Genomic DNA, 16,560 nt, shown 5'->3' on the forward strand with positions numbered 1-16,560 from the left:
TTATTCCGCCGCCGTAGCGGTCGGGTTGTTCGGATGCGTTGTCCAGTTGGCATAATCGCTGACCGGACGCCCTGTACGTTCGTCCATCGCCCCCTTCGGCAGCTCGATCATGGTGATGCAGTTTTCCACCGGGCAGACGTTGACGCACAGATTGCAGGCGACACATTCGTCGTCTTTGACGGTAAAGGTGCGATCATCCGACATCGAAATCGCCTGATGGCTGGTATCCTCGCAGGCCGCATAGCAGCGGCCGCATTTGATGCAATCATCCTGCGAAATATGAGCTTTGGTGACGTAATTCAGGTTCAGGAATTGCCAATCGGTGACATTGGGCACCGCGCGCCCGACCAATTCAGACGTATTGGCCATACCCTTCTCGTCCATATACTCCGACAGGCCCGAGATCATTTCCTGCACAATCTTAAAGCCATAGGTCATCGCCGCCGTGCAGACCTGCACATTGCCCGCCCCCAAAGCCATGAATTCCGCCGCATCGCGCCACGTGGTGATACCGCCGATGCCGGAAATCGGCAGGCCGTGGGTTTCGCGGCTTCGGGCAATTTCCGCCACCATGTTCAGTGCAATCGGCTTCACCGCCGGGCCGCAATAGCCGCCATGGGTGCCTTTGCCGTCAATCGTCGGTTCCGGCGCAAAGCTGTCGAGGTTGACGGATGTGATCGAATTGATCGTGTTGATCAAAGACACCGCATCCGCGCCACCGCGCTTGGCCGCCTCGGCAGGTTTGCGAATGTCGCTGATGTTTGGCGTCAGCTTGACGATCACCGGCATGCGGGTGTGCATCTTGCACCAGCGGGTGATCATCTCAATGTATTCAGGCACTTGACCGACAGCCCCGCCCATACCCCGCTCGGCCATACCATGCGGACAGCCGAAGTTCAGCTCGACGCCGTCGGCTTCGGTATCTTCGACATGGCCAAGGATATCCTTCCACGAATCCTCATCACATGGCACCATGAGGCTGATGATCATGGCGCGGTCTTTGTAATCGCGCTTCACCGATTTGATTTCACGCAGGTTGATTTCCAACGGGCGGTCGGTGATCAACTCGATATTGTTCAGCCCCAGCAAGCGCCGATCTGCGCCCCAGATCGCGCCATAGCGCGGGCCATTGACGTTCACCACCGGAGGCCCTTCCGAGCCTAAGGTTTTCCAAACCACGCCGCCCCAGCCCGCCTCAAAGGCGCGGCGCACGTTGACCTCTTTGTCTGTCGGCGGCGCCGAGGCCAGCCAGAACGGGTTGGGGGATTTGATGCCAATAAAGTCGGTTGTCAGATTTGCCATGATAATCCCCTTACGCCATCAGGCTTGCATGAATGGCTTCAGCCGCATCGCGGCCCTCGGCCACGGCCGTCACCGTCAAATCTTCGCCGCCTGCGGCACAATCGCCACCGGCCCAGATTTTGCCCTGCTGTTTCACCAACTTGGCGCCGTCTTTGCCAATCGGGGCAGCACCCAGCGTCTGGCCAATCGCCTTGAACACCTGATCGGCCTTCAGCGTGAAGGTCTCGCCCATCTCAAGGCCGTTCGGGCCATCATGGGTATAGGCAAACTCAACGCCTTCGACCGAAGCATCGCCAAGAACCCTAACCGGAGCCGCGCCATAGATGATCCGCACGCCGCTTTGCGTCGCGTGGTCTTGCTCATATTCCGAAGCGCTCATTTTATCCTTGCCGCGCCGATACACCATCGTCACCGAATTGGCACCGAGCAGCTTGGATTGCACCGCCGCATCCACCGCCGTCATGCCGCCGCCGATCACCACCACATCGCGGCCAACCGCAACCGAGGGCTTATCCGATTGCCGCAGTTCGGCAATGAAATCAACGGCATTGCGCGCACCCTTCAGATCCTCGCCCGCTGCCCGCAACGCATTCACCCCGGCCAGACCGATGCCCAGAAACACTGCGTCATAGTCCTTTTCCAGCTCATCCAGCGTCACATCGCGGCCCAGCTCGACTCCAGTTTTCACCGTGATTCCGCCGATTTTCAGCAACCACTCCACCTCACGCGCGGCGAAATTCTCAGGTGTTTTATAGGCAGCGATTCCGTATTCGTTCAAACCACCGGGCTTGGCGTGGCGCTCAAACACCGTGACCTCATGCCCCTTCAGCGCCAAGCGATGCGCGCAGGCAAGCCCCGCAGGCCCTGCCCCGACCACCGCAACCCGCTTGCCCGTCGAAGCCGCCCGCGTGAAAGGATGCACGCCCTTACCCATCAGCGTATCGGTGGCAAAGCGCTGCAACCGCCCAATTTCCACCGGCTTGCCCTCGGCCACTTCGCGCACGCAAACCTCCTCGCACAGCTGCTCGGTCGGGCAGACCCGCGCGCACATTCCCCCCAGAATATTCTGCGCAAAGATCGTCTTGGCCGCCGCATCCGGCGTGCCAGTAGCGATCTGGCGGATGAACAGGGGAATGTCGATTGAGGTCGGGCACGCCGTCATGCAGGGTGCGTCAAAGCAGAAGTAACAGCGATCCGCCGCCACCCGCGCCTCGTGTCGATCAAACACCGGCTGCACATCGGAAAAGTTCTCGGCGTAAGCAGCGGGCGACAAGCGCTCTGCCACCACACCGGGGGTCAACGGGCTATTGGACAAGGCGGAGCCTCCCTTGGCTGTGTTGTTTTCTTGAGGCTGGCACAGCTTTATTTTTTTATCAAATGGTAAATTTTATCTAAGAAGGTTTGTGGGCAGTTTTTTTAGCTCTGGCCAGCCGCAACCGATCTTGGGCCTTTTTTCTAGGCGCTGGCTTATGTATATGTGTGCGATCAAGGCGCGGATATGGCCCATCCAGCGCGCAGCAATGACGCCAAAAGAGGACGGCATGAGCAAACAATCTTCCGACGCAGACGTTGCGTTTATCTCGGCTCTTGCAGAGCTTTTGAATAAGAATGAACTGACCGAACTGTCAGTTAAACGTGAGTATGGCGAGGATGACAGCCTTGAAGTCCGCGTCGTCAAGCAAGCCAATATCGTTCAGGTGGCCGCTGCGCCCGCGATGCACTACGCGCCTGCGCCTGTTGCAGCCGCCGCTGCAGCACCTGCCGTCATCGAAGATCCGGCGCAGCATCCCGGCGCTTTGACGTCGCCGATGGTGGGAACCTGCTATTTATCAGCGGAACCCGGGGCTGCGGCCTTTGTCGCCGTAGGCTCGGTGGTGACCGAGGGTCAGACCGTGATGATCATCGAAGCGATGAAAACCATGAACCACATTCCCGCCCAGCGGGCCGGCACCGTGAAACGCATCCTTGTCGCCGACGGCAATTCTGTCGAATACGGCGCGCCGCTGATGATCATCGAGTAAGCCGATGTTTGAAAAAATCCTGATCGCCAACCGGGGCGAGATCGCCCTCCGCGTGATCCGCGCCTGCCAGGAGATGGGGATCAAATCGGTCGCCGTGCATTCTACCGCAGACGCTGATGCGATGCATGTGCGGATGGCCGACGAGTCGGTCTGTATCGGTCCCGCCTCGTCCTCGGCAAGCTACTTGTCTAAAGCCGCTATCATCTCGGCCTGCGAGATCACCGGCGCGCAGGCGGTGCATCCGGGCTATGGGTTCCTGTCTGAAAATGCCGCGTTCGCGCAGGCGTTGGAGGATCACGGCATCACCTTTATCGGCCCGAAAGCCGAGCACATCCGCATAATGGGTGACAAGATCACCGCCAAGATCACCGCAAAAGATCTGGGGATTCCAGTGGTGCCGGGCTCGGATGGCGGGGTGGCCGACTATGAAACGGCGATCGGTGTGGCGGCGGGCATCGGCTTTCCGGTGATCATCAAAGCCACCGCAGGCGGTGGCGGCCGTGGCATGAAGGTTGCCAAGAACGCTGAGGAACTTGAGATCGCGTTTCGGACCGCGCGGGCGGAATCAAAGGCGGCATTTGGCAATGACGAAGTCTATATCGAGAAATATCTGCAAAAGCCGCGCCATATCGAGATTCAGGTGTTCGGTGACGGCAAGGGGCGCGCGGTGCATCTGGGTGAGCGGGATTGTTCCCTGCAACGCCGCCACCAGAAGGTGTTCGAGGAGGCCCCCGGCCCCTGCATCACGCCAGAAATGCGGGCGCGGATTGGCAAGGTTTGCGCCGATGCTGTTGCCAAGATCAACTATATCGGCGCAGGCACGATTGAGTTTCTGTATGAGGATGGCGAGTTTTTCTTCATTGAGATGAACACCCGGTTGCAGGTGGAACATCCTGTGACGGAAGCGATCTTCGGGGTGGACCTTGTGCGCGAACAAATCCGGGTGGCTGCCGGGATGGATATGTCCTTCACGCAGGATGAGCTGGAAATCAACGGCCACGCGATTGAGGTGCGGATCAACGCCGAGCGGCTGCCCGATTTCGCGCCGCGCCCCGGTAAGGTCAACGTGTTCCACGCGCCGGGTGGTTTGGGCGTGCGGATGGATTCGGCGCTGTATGGCGGCTATTCGATTCCGCCTTATTATGACAGCTTGATCGGGAAACTGATCGTGCACGGCCGGGATCGGCCCGAGGCTTTGGCGCGGTTGAAGCGGGCGCTGGGGGAGTTGATCATCGACGGCATTGAGACCACGGTGCCGCTGTTTGATATGCTGCTGGCCGAACCGGATATTCAGAATGGGGAATATGGCATTCACTGGCTGGAGCAATGGCTGGAAGCGACCTTCGGGCAATGAAATTGAGGGGCGCTTTCGGGCGCCCTTTCTTATGGTCCCAACTCGGGACCTTTTTTTATAATTTGAAGTCAATGGCTTGACTATGGGCCATTAACGGATTTTTAACACATTAGCCGTAAAGACCCCCTCTACGCCCATGACCCAGATGCTGACACCCGACATGCTCTTGCGCGCCTATGGCATCGGAATTTTCCCGATGGCGGAGGGGCGGGATGATCCTGAAATTCACTGGGTTGATCCGAAGCGGCGTGGGATCTTCCCGTTGGATGGCTTTCATATTTCGCGCTCGCTGGCCAAGCATATCCTGACGGCGGATTACCGCGTCAGCGTCAATGAGGCGTTCTCGGACGTGGTGGCAGGCTGCGCAGATCGGCCTGAGACTTGGATCAACGCCGAGATTACCGGGCTTTACACTGCGCTGCACCGAACGGGTTTTGCGCACAGCCTAGAGGTTTGGCACGGGGAAGCGCTGATTGGCGGGGTGTATGGGGTGACTTTGGGGGCGGCGTTTTTCGGTGAAAGCATGTTTTCACGCCAGACCAATGCGTCTAAAACTGCGCTGGCTTATCTGACCCATCGGCTGCGGGCGGGTGGGTTTGCCCTGTTTGACACGCAGTTTCTGACGCCGCATCTGGCGTCGCTAGGTGCTGTGGAAATTCCGCGTGCGGAGTATCAGCGCCGCCTCGGGGCAGCGGTGCAAGGCCAAGCGACCTTCACACCCGAAGGCTATCAGCCGTTGCCACCATCAGTGGCGTTGGGGTCTTGACCTTCGCCGGGTGTATCTGCGGGCGGGTCTTCGACATCGGGCAGCACCACATCGGGCACGTCGCAGCGCAGCACCCAGACATCGTAGCGGGCGTTGTCCAAAGCCGACAATGCCGGGCTAGAGGCGGTCATCCAGCCGTTGAACACCGGGTCAGGCACATTGGCGTCCAAGATGGTCAGATGCGCAAAAGCCTCGGCGGCGGGGCTGTCGGGGTAATAGCGGCAGCCGTCCATCTGCACGGTCAGGCGGCCCACGGTTTGCGATTGGCCCGTCGACAGATCAAGATCGGTGACCGTGCCGGTCAGCTTATCGAGCAGGCGCAGTTTCGCTCCGGGGGCGTCGGCGACGTCCTGCGCTGTGGCCATGCTGGCCAGCAGACTAAGGCAAATCGCCAAGCGCTTCATGGTGTTGAAGCATCCGGTGCGGTCGCGGCCGGATCAGCCGGTTTGTCGCCGCTGGAGGAGCCGCCCGAGACAAATTTCAACAACAGCGATATCAGGCTGACCGAACCTTGGGTGTCTTCAATCTCATCGCCAGGGGCGAGGATATCGAGGGCGCCACCGGGCACCAGTTCGACAAAATTACCGCCAAGCAGGCCCTCGGACGAGATCAGAATCGCGGTGTCGGTCGGCAACTGGATTTTGCTGTCGATGACGATGCTGGCATCGGCAAAGAAGGTTTCGGGGTTCAACGTCAGTGCTGTGATGCTGCCCACTTTGACGCCCGCCAGCCGCACATCCGAGCCGGGGGTGATGCCATCGACCGAGCGAAACGAGGCTTTCAACGGATAGGTTCCGGCGGCTGCGGTCAGGCCCTGCCCGCCCGTAGCATAGACCAGAAAGCCTAATGCGGCGGCGAGCACGGCGGCTCCGGCCAAGATTTCTGCGCGATTTTCACTCATGTCTGGGTCTCAGGCCTTATTCGGGCTGCCATTATTCAGGCTGGCATTATTTCGGCTGCCACGCCTCGTAATCGCTGCGCAAGGCGGGGGCATGTGCGCGGATCGAGCCGGGAGGGGCATAGGCGGCGGCGGTGCCGGTCAGGTTTTCCTGATGCGGCTGCTCCCAGGCTTTGTGCTTCAGCGGGGTTTTGGTCGGCGGATCATTCCAGGTGAAATGCAGCCAGCCGTGCCAATCGGGCGAAACGCGCGATGCCTCGGATTCGCCGTTGTAGATCACCCAGCGGCGCTTGGTGTCGGCGGTTTGGTAATAGATATTGCCCTGCTCATCCTCGCCGACCTTCTGACCCTTGCGGGCGGTGTATAGCTGGGTGCCAAGGGTTTGGCTGTTCCACCAGGTCAACATTCGCTTGAGGAAATACATAGAGGCCTCCGCAGGGGTTTCGTCTTGATATGGCCGAAAGGGGTGGAAAGGTCTAGGGGGCACGCAAGCACCACACGACTTTGCGCGCAGTTTCGCAGCATTGACCGGGGCCGGGTTTATCCGGGGCGGCGGGGCTTTTTTCCCAAAACGGCTTTCCCCGCGGGGAGAGACTTGTGGTATAGATGGGCATTTGCACAACATGTAGTAGCGATGCAGGTGGCAACTTGGGTTGCATGGCGGCGCGCACCGCAGAAAGCAAAACGGCGAGCCAATGGCCCGCCGCTGCATCCGTTCTGCGCACGCCTTAGCTGGCGGTTGCAGGTTCTTTTTTCTTCGTCTCGGTGTGGACCAACAAGGGAGCCGCGCCGTTGTTGACGGCTTCTTCATTGACCACGACCTCTTCGACATCATCCATGCCGGGCAATTCAAACATGGTGTTCAGCAAGATGCTTTCCATGATCGAACGCAGGCCGCGCGCGCCGGTTTTGCGCTTGATGGCGCGTTTGGCGATGGCGATGAGGGCATCCGGCGTGAAGGTCAGCTTGGTGCCTTCGATGTCGAACAGCCGCTGATATTGCTTGACCAAAGCGTTCTTCGGCTCGGTCAAAATCGTGATCAGCGCGGCCTCATCCAGATCGGTCAGGGTGGCGATCACGGGAAGGCGACCGACGAATTCCGGGATCAGACCGAATTTCAGCAGATCTTCCGGCTCTAGTTCCTGGAACAATTCGCCAGCACCACGATCTTCCGGGCCTTTCACCGCCGCGCCAAAGCCGATGGCTGAGCCTTTGCCGCGTTGCGCAATGATCTTCTCAAGCCCCGAGAATGCCCCGCCACAGATGAACAGGATATTCGTGGTATCGACTTGCAGAAATTCTTGCTGCGGATGCTTGCGGCCACCTTGCGGCGGAACGCTTGCCACGGTGCCTTCCATGATCTTCAGCAGGGCTTGCTGCACGCCCTCGCCCGACACGTCGCGGGTGATCGAGGGATTGTCCGACTTGCGGGTGATCTTGTCCACTTCGTCGATATAGACGATGCCGCGTTGTGCGCGTTCAACGTTATATTCCGAGGCTTGCAGCAATTTCAGGATGATGTTTTCCACATCTTCACCGACATAACCCGCTTCGGTCAAAGTCGTCGCATCCGCCATGGTGAACGGAACATCCAAGATGCGGGCCAAGGTCTGCGCCAACAGCGTCTTGCCGCAACCCGTTGGGCCAATCAGCAAGATGTTGGATTTCGACAGTTCAATGTCGGTTTTGCTGGCGTGGTTCAACCGCTTGTAGTGGTTGTGCACCGCGACCGAGAGCACGCGCTTGGCATGGACTTGACCGATGACATAATCATCCAAAACCTTACAAATATCACGCGGCGTTGGCACGCCATCGGTGGTTTTCAGCCCCGTGGTCTTGGTTTCCTCGCGGATGATGTCCATACACAGCTCGACACATTCATCACAGATGAAGACCGTCGGGCCGGCGATCAGCTTGCGCACCTCATGCTGGCTTTTGCCGCAGAAGGAGCAGTAGAGCGTGTTCTTGCTGTCGCTGCCGGTATTGTTCGCCATGGGTATCCTCTAGCCCTGCGCCCGTAAGGGGCGTTTGAAGGAAGTGTAGGCCAAGGCCCAAACCTCTACAATCCGAAAGTGCCCCGCCCTGCGTGGACGGGCCGAAAGCGCCCCGCCCTGCGTGGACGGGCCGAAAGTGCCCCCGCCCTGCCTGGACGGGCCGAAAGCGCCCCCGGTATCAGCGGGGGCACCGAGTTTACTTCACTTCGTCAGCCTTGCCACGGCTTTCGAGAATCTCATCGATCAGGCCCCAAGCCTTGGCATCTTCGGCGGACATGAAATTGTCGCGCTCTAGTGCGGCTTCGACCGTCTCATAATCGTTGCCGGTGTGGCGGACGTAGATCTCATTCAAGCGGCGCTTCAGCTTTTCGGTTTCGCGCGCATGGATCATGATGTCGGTCGCTTGGCCTTGGTAGCCGCCCGAAGGCTGGTGGACCATGACGCGGCTGTTCGGCAGGCTAAAGCGCATGCCCTTTTCGCCCGCTTGCAGCAAAAGCGAACCCATCGAGGCCGCCTGCCCGATCACCAAGGTTGAAACCTTGGGGCGGATGTATTGCATGGTGTCATAGATCGAGAGACCGCTTGTCACAACGCCACCGGGGCTGTTGATATACATCGAGATTTCCTTTGACGGATTTTCCGCCTCAAGGAACAAAAGCTGGGCGCAGATCAGCGATGACATGCCGTCATGCACCTGGCCGGACAGGAAAATGATACGTTCTTTCAGCATGCGGCTGAAAATGTCGTAAGCGCGTTCGCCGCGGCTGGTCTGTTCGACCACCATCGGCACGAGCGTATTCATGTAGTGGTCAACTGGATCGCGCATGGAAACCTGCCTGTTTAGGTCCGTGGAACTGTTTTATCGCCGGATGCTTTGCAGAGTCTTAGAGGCGCGCGCGGGGGGGTGCAAGGGCGGTCGGGCGCATTGCTGCAATCGGCGATGGGTTGCGTTTGGGTTTAGCTGGGATGTGCTGAAAATTTGGTTCGTACAAGAATTTCAACTTCGCTGAAATAGGACGCGGCGGCGGTGTTTCAATGGGATGCCAACGTATGGGCGGCCCCGCTGCGCGCTCGACGCGAACACAAATTCTGCGCAGGCATTTGGCCGCTTATTGGCCGCTTCAGGCCACGCCGCTGTTGTGGGGTGCGATCGTGGCAAGCGAGGCGGCCTGACAGGGCCGAAGGGCGGTGGGTCAGCGTGCCACGCTGATCTCTGCCCGCAAACCGCCCATGCGCTCGCTGTCGCCCAAACGTAAAGCACCACCATGGCTGCGGGCGATGTCAGAGGCTATCGACAGGCCCAGCCCCACGCCGCCGCCCTTGTTGGGGTTGCGCGCCGGATCCAGCCGTTTGAACGGCTCTAGCGCCTCGTCGCGGCGGTCTTTGGCGATGCCGGGGCCGTCATCTTCGACGATAAAGCGCAAGGCGCGGTCAGAGATTTGCAGGCTGACCTCGACATGTTTGGCATGGCGCACCGCATTACCGATCAGATTCTCTAACGCACGGGTGATGGCCTGCGGGCGCAGGCGGGCGACATCCAGCGCATCACCCGAGTCAAATTTGGCGGCGCCAAGCGTGACCGGTTGGCCCATGCGGCGGGCGTTATCCACCACATGTTGCAGCAAGGCGATGGGATCGGTGGGCTCGGCCTCTTCCATCGCATCACCGCGCGCGAAGGACAGGAATTCATCCACCAAGCGCTCCATATCCGCGACATCCTGCTGCAACGCGCGGGTGTCATCGTCTTCGGGCAAGAACGACAGGCCAAGTTTCAGCCGGGTCAGCGGCGTGCGCAGATCGTGGCTGACGCCCGACAGCATCTGGGTGCGGCTTTCGATCTGGCGTTCAATCCGGGCGCGCATGTTCAAAAACGCATTGCCCGCCGCGCGGACTTCGGTGGCGCCGCGCGGGGTGTAGGGCACGGTTTGGCCCTTGCCGAAGGCGTCCGAGGCGCGGGCAAGCCTTGTGATCGGGCTGAGTTGGTTGCGCAGGAAAATATAGGCGATGAAGGTCATCAGCGCCGAGGTAAATACCATCCAGACCAGCAGTTGGTGTGGGTTGCTGGCCGAGATGCGCGAGCGTTTTATCTCAAACCGGATTGGGCCTTTGTTGGTATCCAGATAGACCTGCACCGCCAAGGGATTGCTGGTCAGATCGACCGCACGCACACCCGACAGCCGCTCATACAGCGTCAGGGCGACGGCACGCCCGGCATAGTCGAACCACGCACGGCTGTCGGCTTGCGGGATTTCAGCCGCGTTCAGCGGGAATTTCAGGCCAAGATCCAGCCCGCGCGTGAGATCATAGGCGAGGGCTTTTGCTTGGGCTTGCGTCTCAACCGCATCAATACGGGCCCGGATGTAGCGAATCTCGATGCTAACGCCGCCGGTCATCTGCCGGGTGACGCCATCGAAATGCCGCTGGATGAAGGCGATCGAGACGATCAGCTGCACCACCACCACCGGCAGCACCAGAATAAGCGCTGCACGCCCAAACAGGCTGCGGGGCAGAAGGGGCTTGAGGCGGCGCTGCATAGCGGCAAGATTAGCGAGGATGCGGCAAGATGGGAAGGCCGGGATGCAAGTAGCGGATGGCGTGTGGCGGATCAGGGCGGCAAACCCCAGCCCGATGACCGGGACTGGCACCAACACCTATGTGCTGCGCGGGCGCGATGGCGCGGTGGTGATCGACCCCGGCCCTGCCCTGCCCGATCATCTGGCGGCGGTGCTGGCGGCTTTGCGGGATGCCCCGTTGCGGGCGATTCTGTTGACACATCCGCATCTGGACCATTCCGCGCTGGTGCCGAAGTTACGGGCGGCGACCGGGGCGCAGGTCTACGGCTTTGGCCGAGCTTTGGCGGGGCGCTCGGCAGTGATGCAACGGCTGGCTTTGGTTGGGTTGCAGGGCGGCGGCGAGGGCGTTGATCTGGGCTTTGCGCCGGATGTGCGGGTGGCGGATGGTGCGGTGCTGGCGCTGGCAGGCCTGCAGATTGAGGCTGTGCACACCCCTGGCCATATGGGCGGGCATCTGTGCTTCGCGCTGGGGGAGGATCTGTTCAGCGGCGATCATGTGATGGGGTGGGCCAGCACGCTGATCTCGCCGCCCGATGGCGATATGGCGGACTATAGGACGTCGCTGCAGCGGTTGGCCACGCGCGGATGGCGGCAGTTTTTGCCCGGCCATGGCGAGACAATCGCCGATCCGGCTGCGCGTCTGGCCGAGCTTGTCGCCCACCGTCGCGCCCGCGAAACCGCGATCCGTGCCGCATTGCAGGCAGGCCCCGCCCGCCCCGCCGATCTCGCCTTGCAGCTTTACACCGATACCCCGCCCGCCCTACTGCCTGCCGCCGCCCGCAACATTCTTGCGCATCTTATTGATCTGCATGACAGAAGTGTCGTGACCTCGGCAGGTCCGCTTGGCCCCGAGGCCCAGTTCAAAATCATCTGAGCTGCAATGCATTTTTATGCGTGCCCCCCCTTTACGCCCCCAAACACCCTTGCTATAGACCCCTCGTGTTCCGGCGTAGCTCAGCGGTAGAGCAGTTGACTGTTAATCAATTGGTCGTAGGTTCGATCCCTACCGCCGGAGCCAAATCTTACAAAGATTTCAGCTACTTACGGAAACCCCTCAGGGGGTTTCTCGTAGTTTATGACCGAGCCGTAAGAATACCGTAGGTTTTGCAGGAGGTCGGTAGGCGGCCATAAGTCACTGGCTCGCTTGCGCGAAAGCAAACACCCCCAGCCTTTCGGCAGAGGGTGCTACAGCGCCAGGCAGCAAAGAGCAGCAAACCGCGCTGCTGGGTCCGATATTTGTCACGGAGGCTCGGTTTCCTATCTCCGCCGGGCGTTAGAGGCACCAGCCCGGACCCTCGCTGTGCATTGGGCACATCGAGGGGTGTTCCTATTCGATCCGCATCTTGCAAGGCGCGCAGATTCGCGACCGCACAACGTCATCGCTCCAGAAGGAGCGCTGGCACCGCATACAACAGCGCCACCCCACATGCCTGATGGCCCCTTCGCGTTGGGCGCGGCGAATGCTCATCTCCAAAGCCTCCAACTCGCCGTCACGGATACCCTGCATCCCCAGAGTTCTCGTGTCACTCAGCTTCCACCAGCGCCATCGATCCTGGTCGGTCGAGAACTCAACGCTCGGAAACGCTGCCTCCAAGCCCCGGATCATGCGCTGGCCGGTGCGCAGATTGACGCCAAACTCGGCACAGACCTCAACAAGGGGCACGCCTTTATGGCGGGCAGCGGCTCTGTTGATGGCGTGGATGCCCCCTCCTGACGGCATCGCAAAGTGCCAATGTGATGAGTGTTGAAGCCATCACAGAAGAAGAGGACATCCATGAATGATGCAGCGTAAACCGAAGATGTTGGCAGCCATAGCACTGGCCAACAAGATGGCCCGGCAAATCTGGGCGATGCTTGCAAGGCTGCGCGACCCGTTTTCCCTACGAGCGTTGGAAGATCAGCGGCAAACCAAGCTGCTCCAAACAGCTTGGGAGAAAAGTGGTGAAGCCTATGGATACCCCAAACTGCATGATGGTCTGTGCGACATCGGCGAAGACATCAGCCCCAACCGGGCTTGGCGTTTGGCGCGGCTGGCGGGCATAAGGGTCCAAATCGGTTACAAAAAGAAGCCCGGTTCTTATGGTGGCTGCGCCGCTGTCGTGGCGGACAATACTCTAAACCGGGAGTTCGATGTCCCCTCTCGTTGATTGCAAGCAATCAACTGCCGGGCAACGGATGCACCGGACCAGTTCTGGGTCTCTGAGTGTCGCTGATCTTCGCGTCTCTTTGAGCTGAACTGATCACGATTTGGGGCCAAATGAAATCCAAACCCTTAAATCACAGGCGACAACAGCGCTATGCGACCATGTTTGGCCAGAGTAGAGTTTGCTTGGCCAGATTTGGCGATCAGTGACCCTGCAAGACGAAGCTGCCGCTTGCTCAAAAGGCCGATGACGTTATGCCGCTGACCTATCCAGCACGCGAATTCCGCGTAGAGCCAGCTGCTCCAGCACCGTCGATTGATAGCTCGCAACAGCCGCGCGCAACCAGTGTTCAAAACGGTTTGCAGCCTTTGACCTGACACTGCTCGGCGACGAAAACAGGGAATATGTTTGCGTGCTGATCAAACCCGCATCGAACGGCACAATCAGTTCGCCCAGACGGATCAGCGGCAATGTCAGAAAGCTGTCCCCCATCGCCAGCCCGCCGCCAGAGGTTGCAACCGAAATGCTCAGCGTCGTTTCGTTGAACAGGGTCCTGTGCAGGCGCGCGCCTCCCGGATCAAATCCTGAATACGCGCACCATTCTTCCCAGACGTCATAGTTGTTGTCGATGAAATACGGGGCTTGTGCGACGCACTGACCGGGCTGCAAAAACCGGTCGGCAAAGCCTTGTGTGCAAACTGGCATGTCAATCCACCGGCACAGTTCGCTTTCCATCAGCAGACCCGACGGATGTTCGCCATGCATCCCATAGAAGATGCGAAAATCGAAATCCTCGTCATGGCGAAAACTGCCATTCTTTTCGGCGGTTATTTCAACCGAAATGCCCGGATTGGCCACCAGAAATGACCCTACCTGCCCCGCCAGCCAGCCCGAGGCGAAATCGCGGCAGACCAGAACCCGCACGCGCTGGCCCTGACCTGACCGCCGGACGACGCTTTCGGTTGTGGAAGAGATCAGATCAAACGCCTGTTTCAAGCCGTGACATAGCTCTTGCCCGGCGTCTGTCAGCCGGATTCTGTTGCCGGTGCGTTCAAACAGCGCGCAGCCAAGGTCCTGCTCCAGCAAGGCAAGCTGCTTGCTGATTGCAGGGCGGGTGACGTGCAACTCTGTTGCGGCCGCCGAAACGCTGCCGGTGCGCGCCACGGCGTCACAGGCCCGCAAGGCGGTAAGGGATCGCCATTTCCGCATTCTGCCACCTCTGGAATAACCTGAGGTTACGCTGACTGAAATCTTGTCACTTGTCACCCTTGATCGCCGACCCGCATAGTTCCGCGGCACTGCCTTTTGGCAGATACCGCAGGGCTTTGCCTGTAAAAGGAGACTTCGCATGGTTGTTCCGATCCGGTTTTCATCATCAGGGCCAACAGGTTGGGGTGCTTTGGCCGACGTGCCGCTGGATCACGCAGAACTTTTGGCTGGCCTGCCACTGGGTCAGGATTTCAGCTATTTTCAGCGCCCCGAGGCAAAACTTCGCGCCGGAATCTGGCGATCTACCGCTTATACCGAACACTACGAAAACTATCCTTGTGATGAATTCATGATCGTTCTGGAAGGTGAAGTGACGCTGGAGAATGACGAAATCTGCGAAACTTACCGCAAGGGCGATGCTTTTTTGGTTCCGAAAGGCTTCAAGGGCATCTGGCGGCAGCCTGTGGCGATGTTGAAATTCTATGTGATCGTCGAATGACACAGCGTCAGGCTGAACCTGCGTTGCGCGATGAGGGCAGCTACGATTACGTCATCATTGGGGCCGGATCGGCGGGCTGTGTTTTGGCCAATCGGTTGGGGGAAGACCCCAAGGTGCGTATTCTGGTGCTGGAGGCTGGCGGCAACGACCGCGCCACGATCGTGGCCATGCCCTCGGCGCTGTCAATCCCGATGAACACCACCCGGTTTAACTGGGGCATGACCACCGAACCCGAGCCAGGTCTGGACGGGCGGGTGATGAACCTGCCGCGCGGCAAGGGGCTCGGCGGGTCGTCCTCGATCAATGGCATGTGTTGGGTGCGCGGCAATCCGATGGACTATGAGCTGTGGGAAGCTTTGGGTGCCGACGGCTGGCGATGGTCCAACGTGCTGCCGTATTTTCAGCGGCTGGAAGATGTGCAAGGCGGTGGGCCGTTGCGGGGCACCGATGGGCCGATCAAAGTGACGCGTGGCCGGGAAACCAACCCACTTTACCACGCGTTTGTGCAGGCCGGGGTGCAGGCAGGCTATGCGCAAAGCCCGAACATGAACCAACGCCAGCACGAAGGCTTTGGCCCGATGGAGATGAACGTCGGCGGTGGTGCGCGCTGCAGCGCCGCCGTGGCCTATCTGCGCCCCGCGATGGCGCGCGGCAATGTGCGGGTGATCACAAAAGCACTGGTGGACAAGATCGAATTTGCAGGCCGCCGGGCCACGGCGGTGGTGTTTGCGGTCAACGGTCAGGCTTGCCGGGCGCGTGCTGGGCGGGAGGTTATTCTGTCTGCCGGCGCGATCATGTCGCCGGTGATCCTGAAACGCTCGGGTGTGGGGCCATCTGCCGAATTGCGAGAGCACGGCATTACGGTGCGGCACGACAGCCCGGGGGTGGGCGAAAACCTGATGGATCATCTTGAGGTCTATATCCAACAGGAATGTACCCAGCCGATCAGCCTTTATCCAGCGATCAGTTTGCTGGGCAAAGCGCGGATCGGTGTGGAATGGCTGCTGACCCATCGCGGCTTGGGCGCCACCAACCATTTTGAAAGCGGTGGCCATATCCGCAGTCGCGCCGGAATTGTTTACCCCGATATTCAATATCACTTTTTGCCGCTGGCGATTTCCTATGATGGCAAATCGGCGGTGCGCGGCCACGGCTATCAGGTGCATGTTGGCACCAAACGCTCAAAAAGCCGCGGTTGGGTGCGGCTGCGCGATGCAAGGCCGCAAAGCCTGCCGCGGGTGCGGTTCAACTACATGACACATCCGGACGACTGGCTGGACTACCGCGCCTGCATCCGCCTGACGCGGGAGATTTTCGCACAGACCGCCATGGCCCCCTATCGCGGGGCAGAGCTGGCTCCGGGGGCCGATGTGACCACCGACGAGGCGTTGGATGCGTTTTTGAAGCGTAAACTGGAAAGCGCCTATCATCCCAGCGGCACTTGCCGGATGGGCACCGATGCGGCAGCAGTCACCCACCCTGATGGCCGGGTGCATGGGTTGGAGGCGCTGCGGGTGGTTGATGCCTCGGTCATGCCGCAGGCCACCGCGGGCGATCTGAACGCGCCAACCTTGGTGATAGCCGAACGGATGGCCGATCTGATCCGGGGTCGCCACCTGCCTGTGGCCACCGATGCCCCGCTTTTGGCCGCGCAAGACTGGGCCACCGCTCAGCGGTCGCCGCACATCCTGCAGGATTATTCCAACGACCGTGCCGCCTTGCGCGACGTTTTGCTGGCCAACGCACGGGGCACGGCGCTGCCAACCTGACACGCGCCCGCCTTCGCAACCCACAGCAAAG

General features: G+C 60.0%; 16 protein-coding genes, 1 tRNA gene and 1 pseudogene. 8 read left to right on the plus strand and 10 right to left on the minus strand.

The window, feature by feature from the left end; genetic code table 11:
• Together preA and Q7V03_RS08560 are read right to left on the minus strand one after the other, a co-directional pair.
• Positions 1–1,302, minus strand: coding sequence for an NAD-dependent dihydropyrimidine dehydrogenase subunit PreA (gene preA / locus Q7V03_RS08555; protein ID WP_304925181.1), 1,302 nt, complete (start codon positions 1,300–1,302; stop codon positions 1–3).
• Positions 1,303–1,312: 10 nt separating this feature from the next.
• Positions 1,313–2,617 carry an NAD(P)-dependent oxidoreductase gene (locus Q7V03_RS08560; protein ID WP_304925182.1) on the minus strand — a complete coding sequence of 435 codons (1,305 nt, stop codon included), beginning with the start codon at positions 2,615–2,617 and terminating at the stop codon, positions 1,313–1,315.
• 226 nt (positions 2,618–2,843) lie between these two features.
• Here Q7V03_RS08560 and accB point away from each other — a divergent pair, with 226 nt between their 5' ends.
• The 3 genes from accB (at position 2,844) to aat (ending at position 5,443) form a co-directional block, all read left to right on the plus strand.
• Entirely contained in the window at positions 2,844–3,323 is a 480-nt protein-coding gene (accB, locus tag Q7V03_RS08565) for an acetyl-CoA carboxylase biotin carboxyl carrier protein (RefSeq protein WP_304925183.1), read from the plus strand.
• A gap of 4 nt (positions 3,324–3,327) precedes the next feature.
• Positions 3,328–4,677, plus strand: a complete 1,350-nt coding sequence (accC, locus tag Q7V03_RS08570; RefSeq protein WP_304925184.1) for an acetyl-CoA carboxylase biotin carboxylase subunit — start codon at positions 3,328–3,330, stop codon at positions 4,675–4,677.
• 136 nt (positions 4,678–4,813) lie between these two features.
• The gene (gene aat, locus Q7V03_RS08575) at positions 4,814–5,443 is read left to right on the plus strand and encodes a leucyl/phenylalanyl-tRNA--protein transferase (protein ID WP_304925185.1); all 630 of its coding nucleotides are present in this window, start codon (positions 4,814–4,816) and stop codon (positions 5,441–5,443) included.
• Here aat and Q7V03_RS08580 read toward each other — a convergent pair.
• From Q7V03_RS08580 to Q7V03_RS08605, 6 genes are all read right to left on the minus strand, one after another.
• The gene (locus tag Q7V03_RS08580; protein WP_304925186.1) at positions 5,407–5,847 is read right to left on the minus strand and encodes a DUF2155 domain-containing protein; all 441 of its coding nucleotides are present in this window, start codon (positions 5,845–5,847) and stop codon (positions 5,407–5,409) included. The genes aat and Q7V03_RS08580 overlap by 37 nt on opposite strands.
• Positions 5,844–6,344, minus strand: a complete 501-nt coding sequence (gene mlaD / locus Q7V03_RS08585; RefSeq protein ID WP_304925187.1) for an outer membrane lipid asymmetry maintenance protein MlaD — start codon at positions 6,342–6,344, stop codon at positions 5,844–5,846. The genes Q7V03_RS08580 and mlaD overlap by 4 nt, the downstream gene beginning before the upstream one ends.
• Before the next feature lie 46 nt (positions 6,345–6,390).
• A complete protein-coding gene (locus Q7V03_RS08590) occupies positions 6,391–6,765 on the minus strand; it encodes an NADH:ubiquinone oxidoreductase subunit NDUFA12 (RefSeq protein ID WP_304925188.1) in 375 nt (124 codons plus the stop codon).
• A 304-nt stretch (positions 6,766–7,069) separates the two neighbouring features.
• Entirely contained in the window at positions 7,070–8,335 is a 1,266-nt protein-coding gene (gene clpX, locus Q7V03_RS08595; RefSeq protein ID WP_304925189.1) for an ATP-dependent Clp protease ATP-binding subunit ClpX, read from the minus strand.
• 196 nt (positions 8,336–8,531) lie between these two features.
• Positions 8,532–9,161: an ATP-dependent Clp protease proteolytic subunit gene (locus Q7V03_RS08600; protein ID WP_304925190.1), complete on the minus strand. Its 630-nt coding sequence runs from the start codon at positions 9,159–9,161 to the stop codon at positions 8,532–8,534.
• A gap of 367 nt (positions 9,162–9,528) precedes the next feature.
• Entirely contained in the window at positions 9,529–10,869 is a 1,341-nt protein-coding gene (locus tag Q7V03_RS08605; RefSeq protein ID WP_304925191.1) for an ATP-binding protein, read from the minus strand.
• A gap of 19 nt (positions 10,870–10,888) precedes the next feature.
• Here Q7V03_RS08605 and Q7V03_RS08610 point away from each other — a divergent pair, with 19 nt between their 5' ends.
• Complete coding sequence (locus Q7V03_RS08610; RefSeq protein WP_304925192.1) at positions 10,889–11,782, plus strand: MBL fold metallo-hydrolase; 894 nt, start codon at positions 10,889–10,891, stop codon at positions 11,780–11,782.
• Between the two features lie 69 nt (positions 11,783–11,851).
• A tRNA-Asn gene (locus tag Q7V03_RS08615) sits at positions 11,852–11,926 on the plus strand.
• Between the two features lie 309 nt (positions 11,927–12,235).
• Here Q7V03_RS08615 and Q7V03_RS08620 read toward each other — a convergent pair.
• Complete coding sequence (locus tag Q7V03_RS08620) at positions 12,236–12,628, minus strand: hypothetical protein (RefSeq protein WP_304925193.1); 393 nt, start codon at positions 12,626–12,628, stop codon at positions 12,236–12,238.
• 136 nt (positions 12,629–12,764) lie between these two features.
• Here Q7V03_RS08620 and Q7V03_RS08625 point away from each other — a divergent pair.
• Positions 12,765–13,043 (plus strand): annotated as a pseudogene (locus tag Q7V03_RS08625) (transposase); the annotation flags it as partial.
• Between the two features lie 261 nt (positions 13,044–13,304).
• Here Q7V03_RS08625 and Q7V03_RS08630 read toward each other — a convergent pair.
• Positions 13,305–14,261 carry a LysR family transcriptional regulator gene (locus Q7V03_RS08630; protein ID WP_304925194.1) on the minus strand — a complete coding sequence of 319 codons (957 nt, stop codon included), beginning with the start codon at positions 14,259–14,261 and terminating at the stop codon, positions 13,305–13,307.
• A 139-nt stretch (positions 14,262–14,400) separates the two neighbouring features.
• On the opposite strand from Q7V03_RS08630, the gene Q7V03_RS08635 reads away from it, so the two are divergent.
• Both Q7V03_RS08635 and betA read left to right on the plus strand, forming a co-directional pair.
• Positions 14,401–14,760, plus strand: a complete 360-nt coding sequence (locus Q7V03_RS08635; protein WP_304925195.1) for a cupin domain-containing protein — start codon at positions 14,401–14,403, stop codon at positions 14,758–14,760.
• Entirely contained in the window at positions 14,757–16,529 is a 1,773-nt protein-coding gene (gene betA / locus Q7V03_RS08640) for a choline dehydrogenase (protein WP_304925196.1), read from the plus strand. Before Q7V03_RS08635 ends, betA begins: the two co-directional genes overlap by 4 nt.
• The last annotated feature ends 31 nt before the right edge of the window (positions 16,530–16,560 follow it).

Source organism: Cypionkella sp. (assembly GCF_030652235.1).
In the GTDB taxonomy this organism is placed as follows: domain Bacteria; phylum Pseudomonadota; class Alphaproteobacteria; order Rhodobacterales; family Rhodobacteraceae; genus Cypionkella.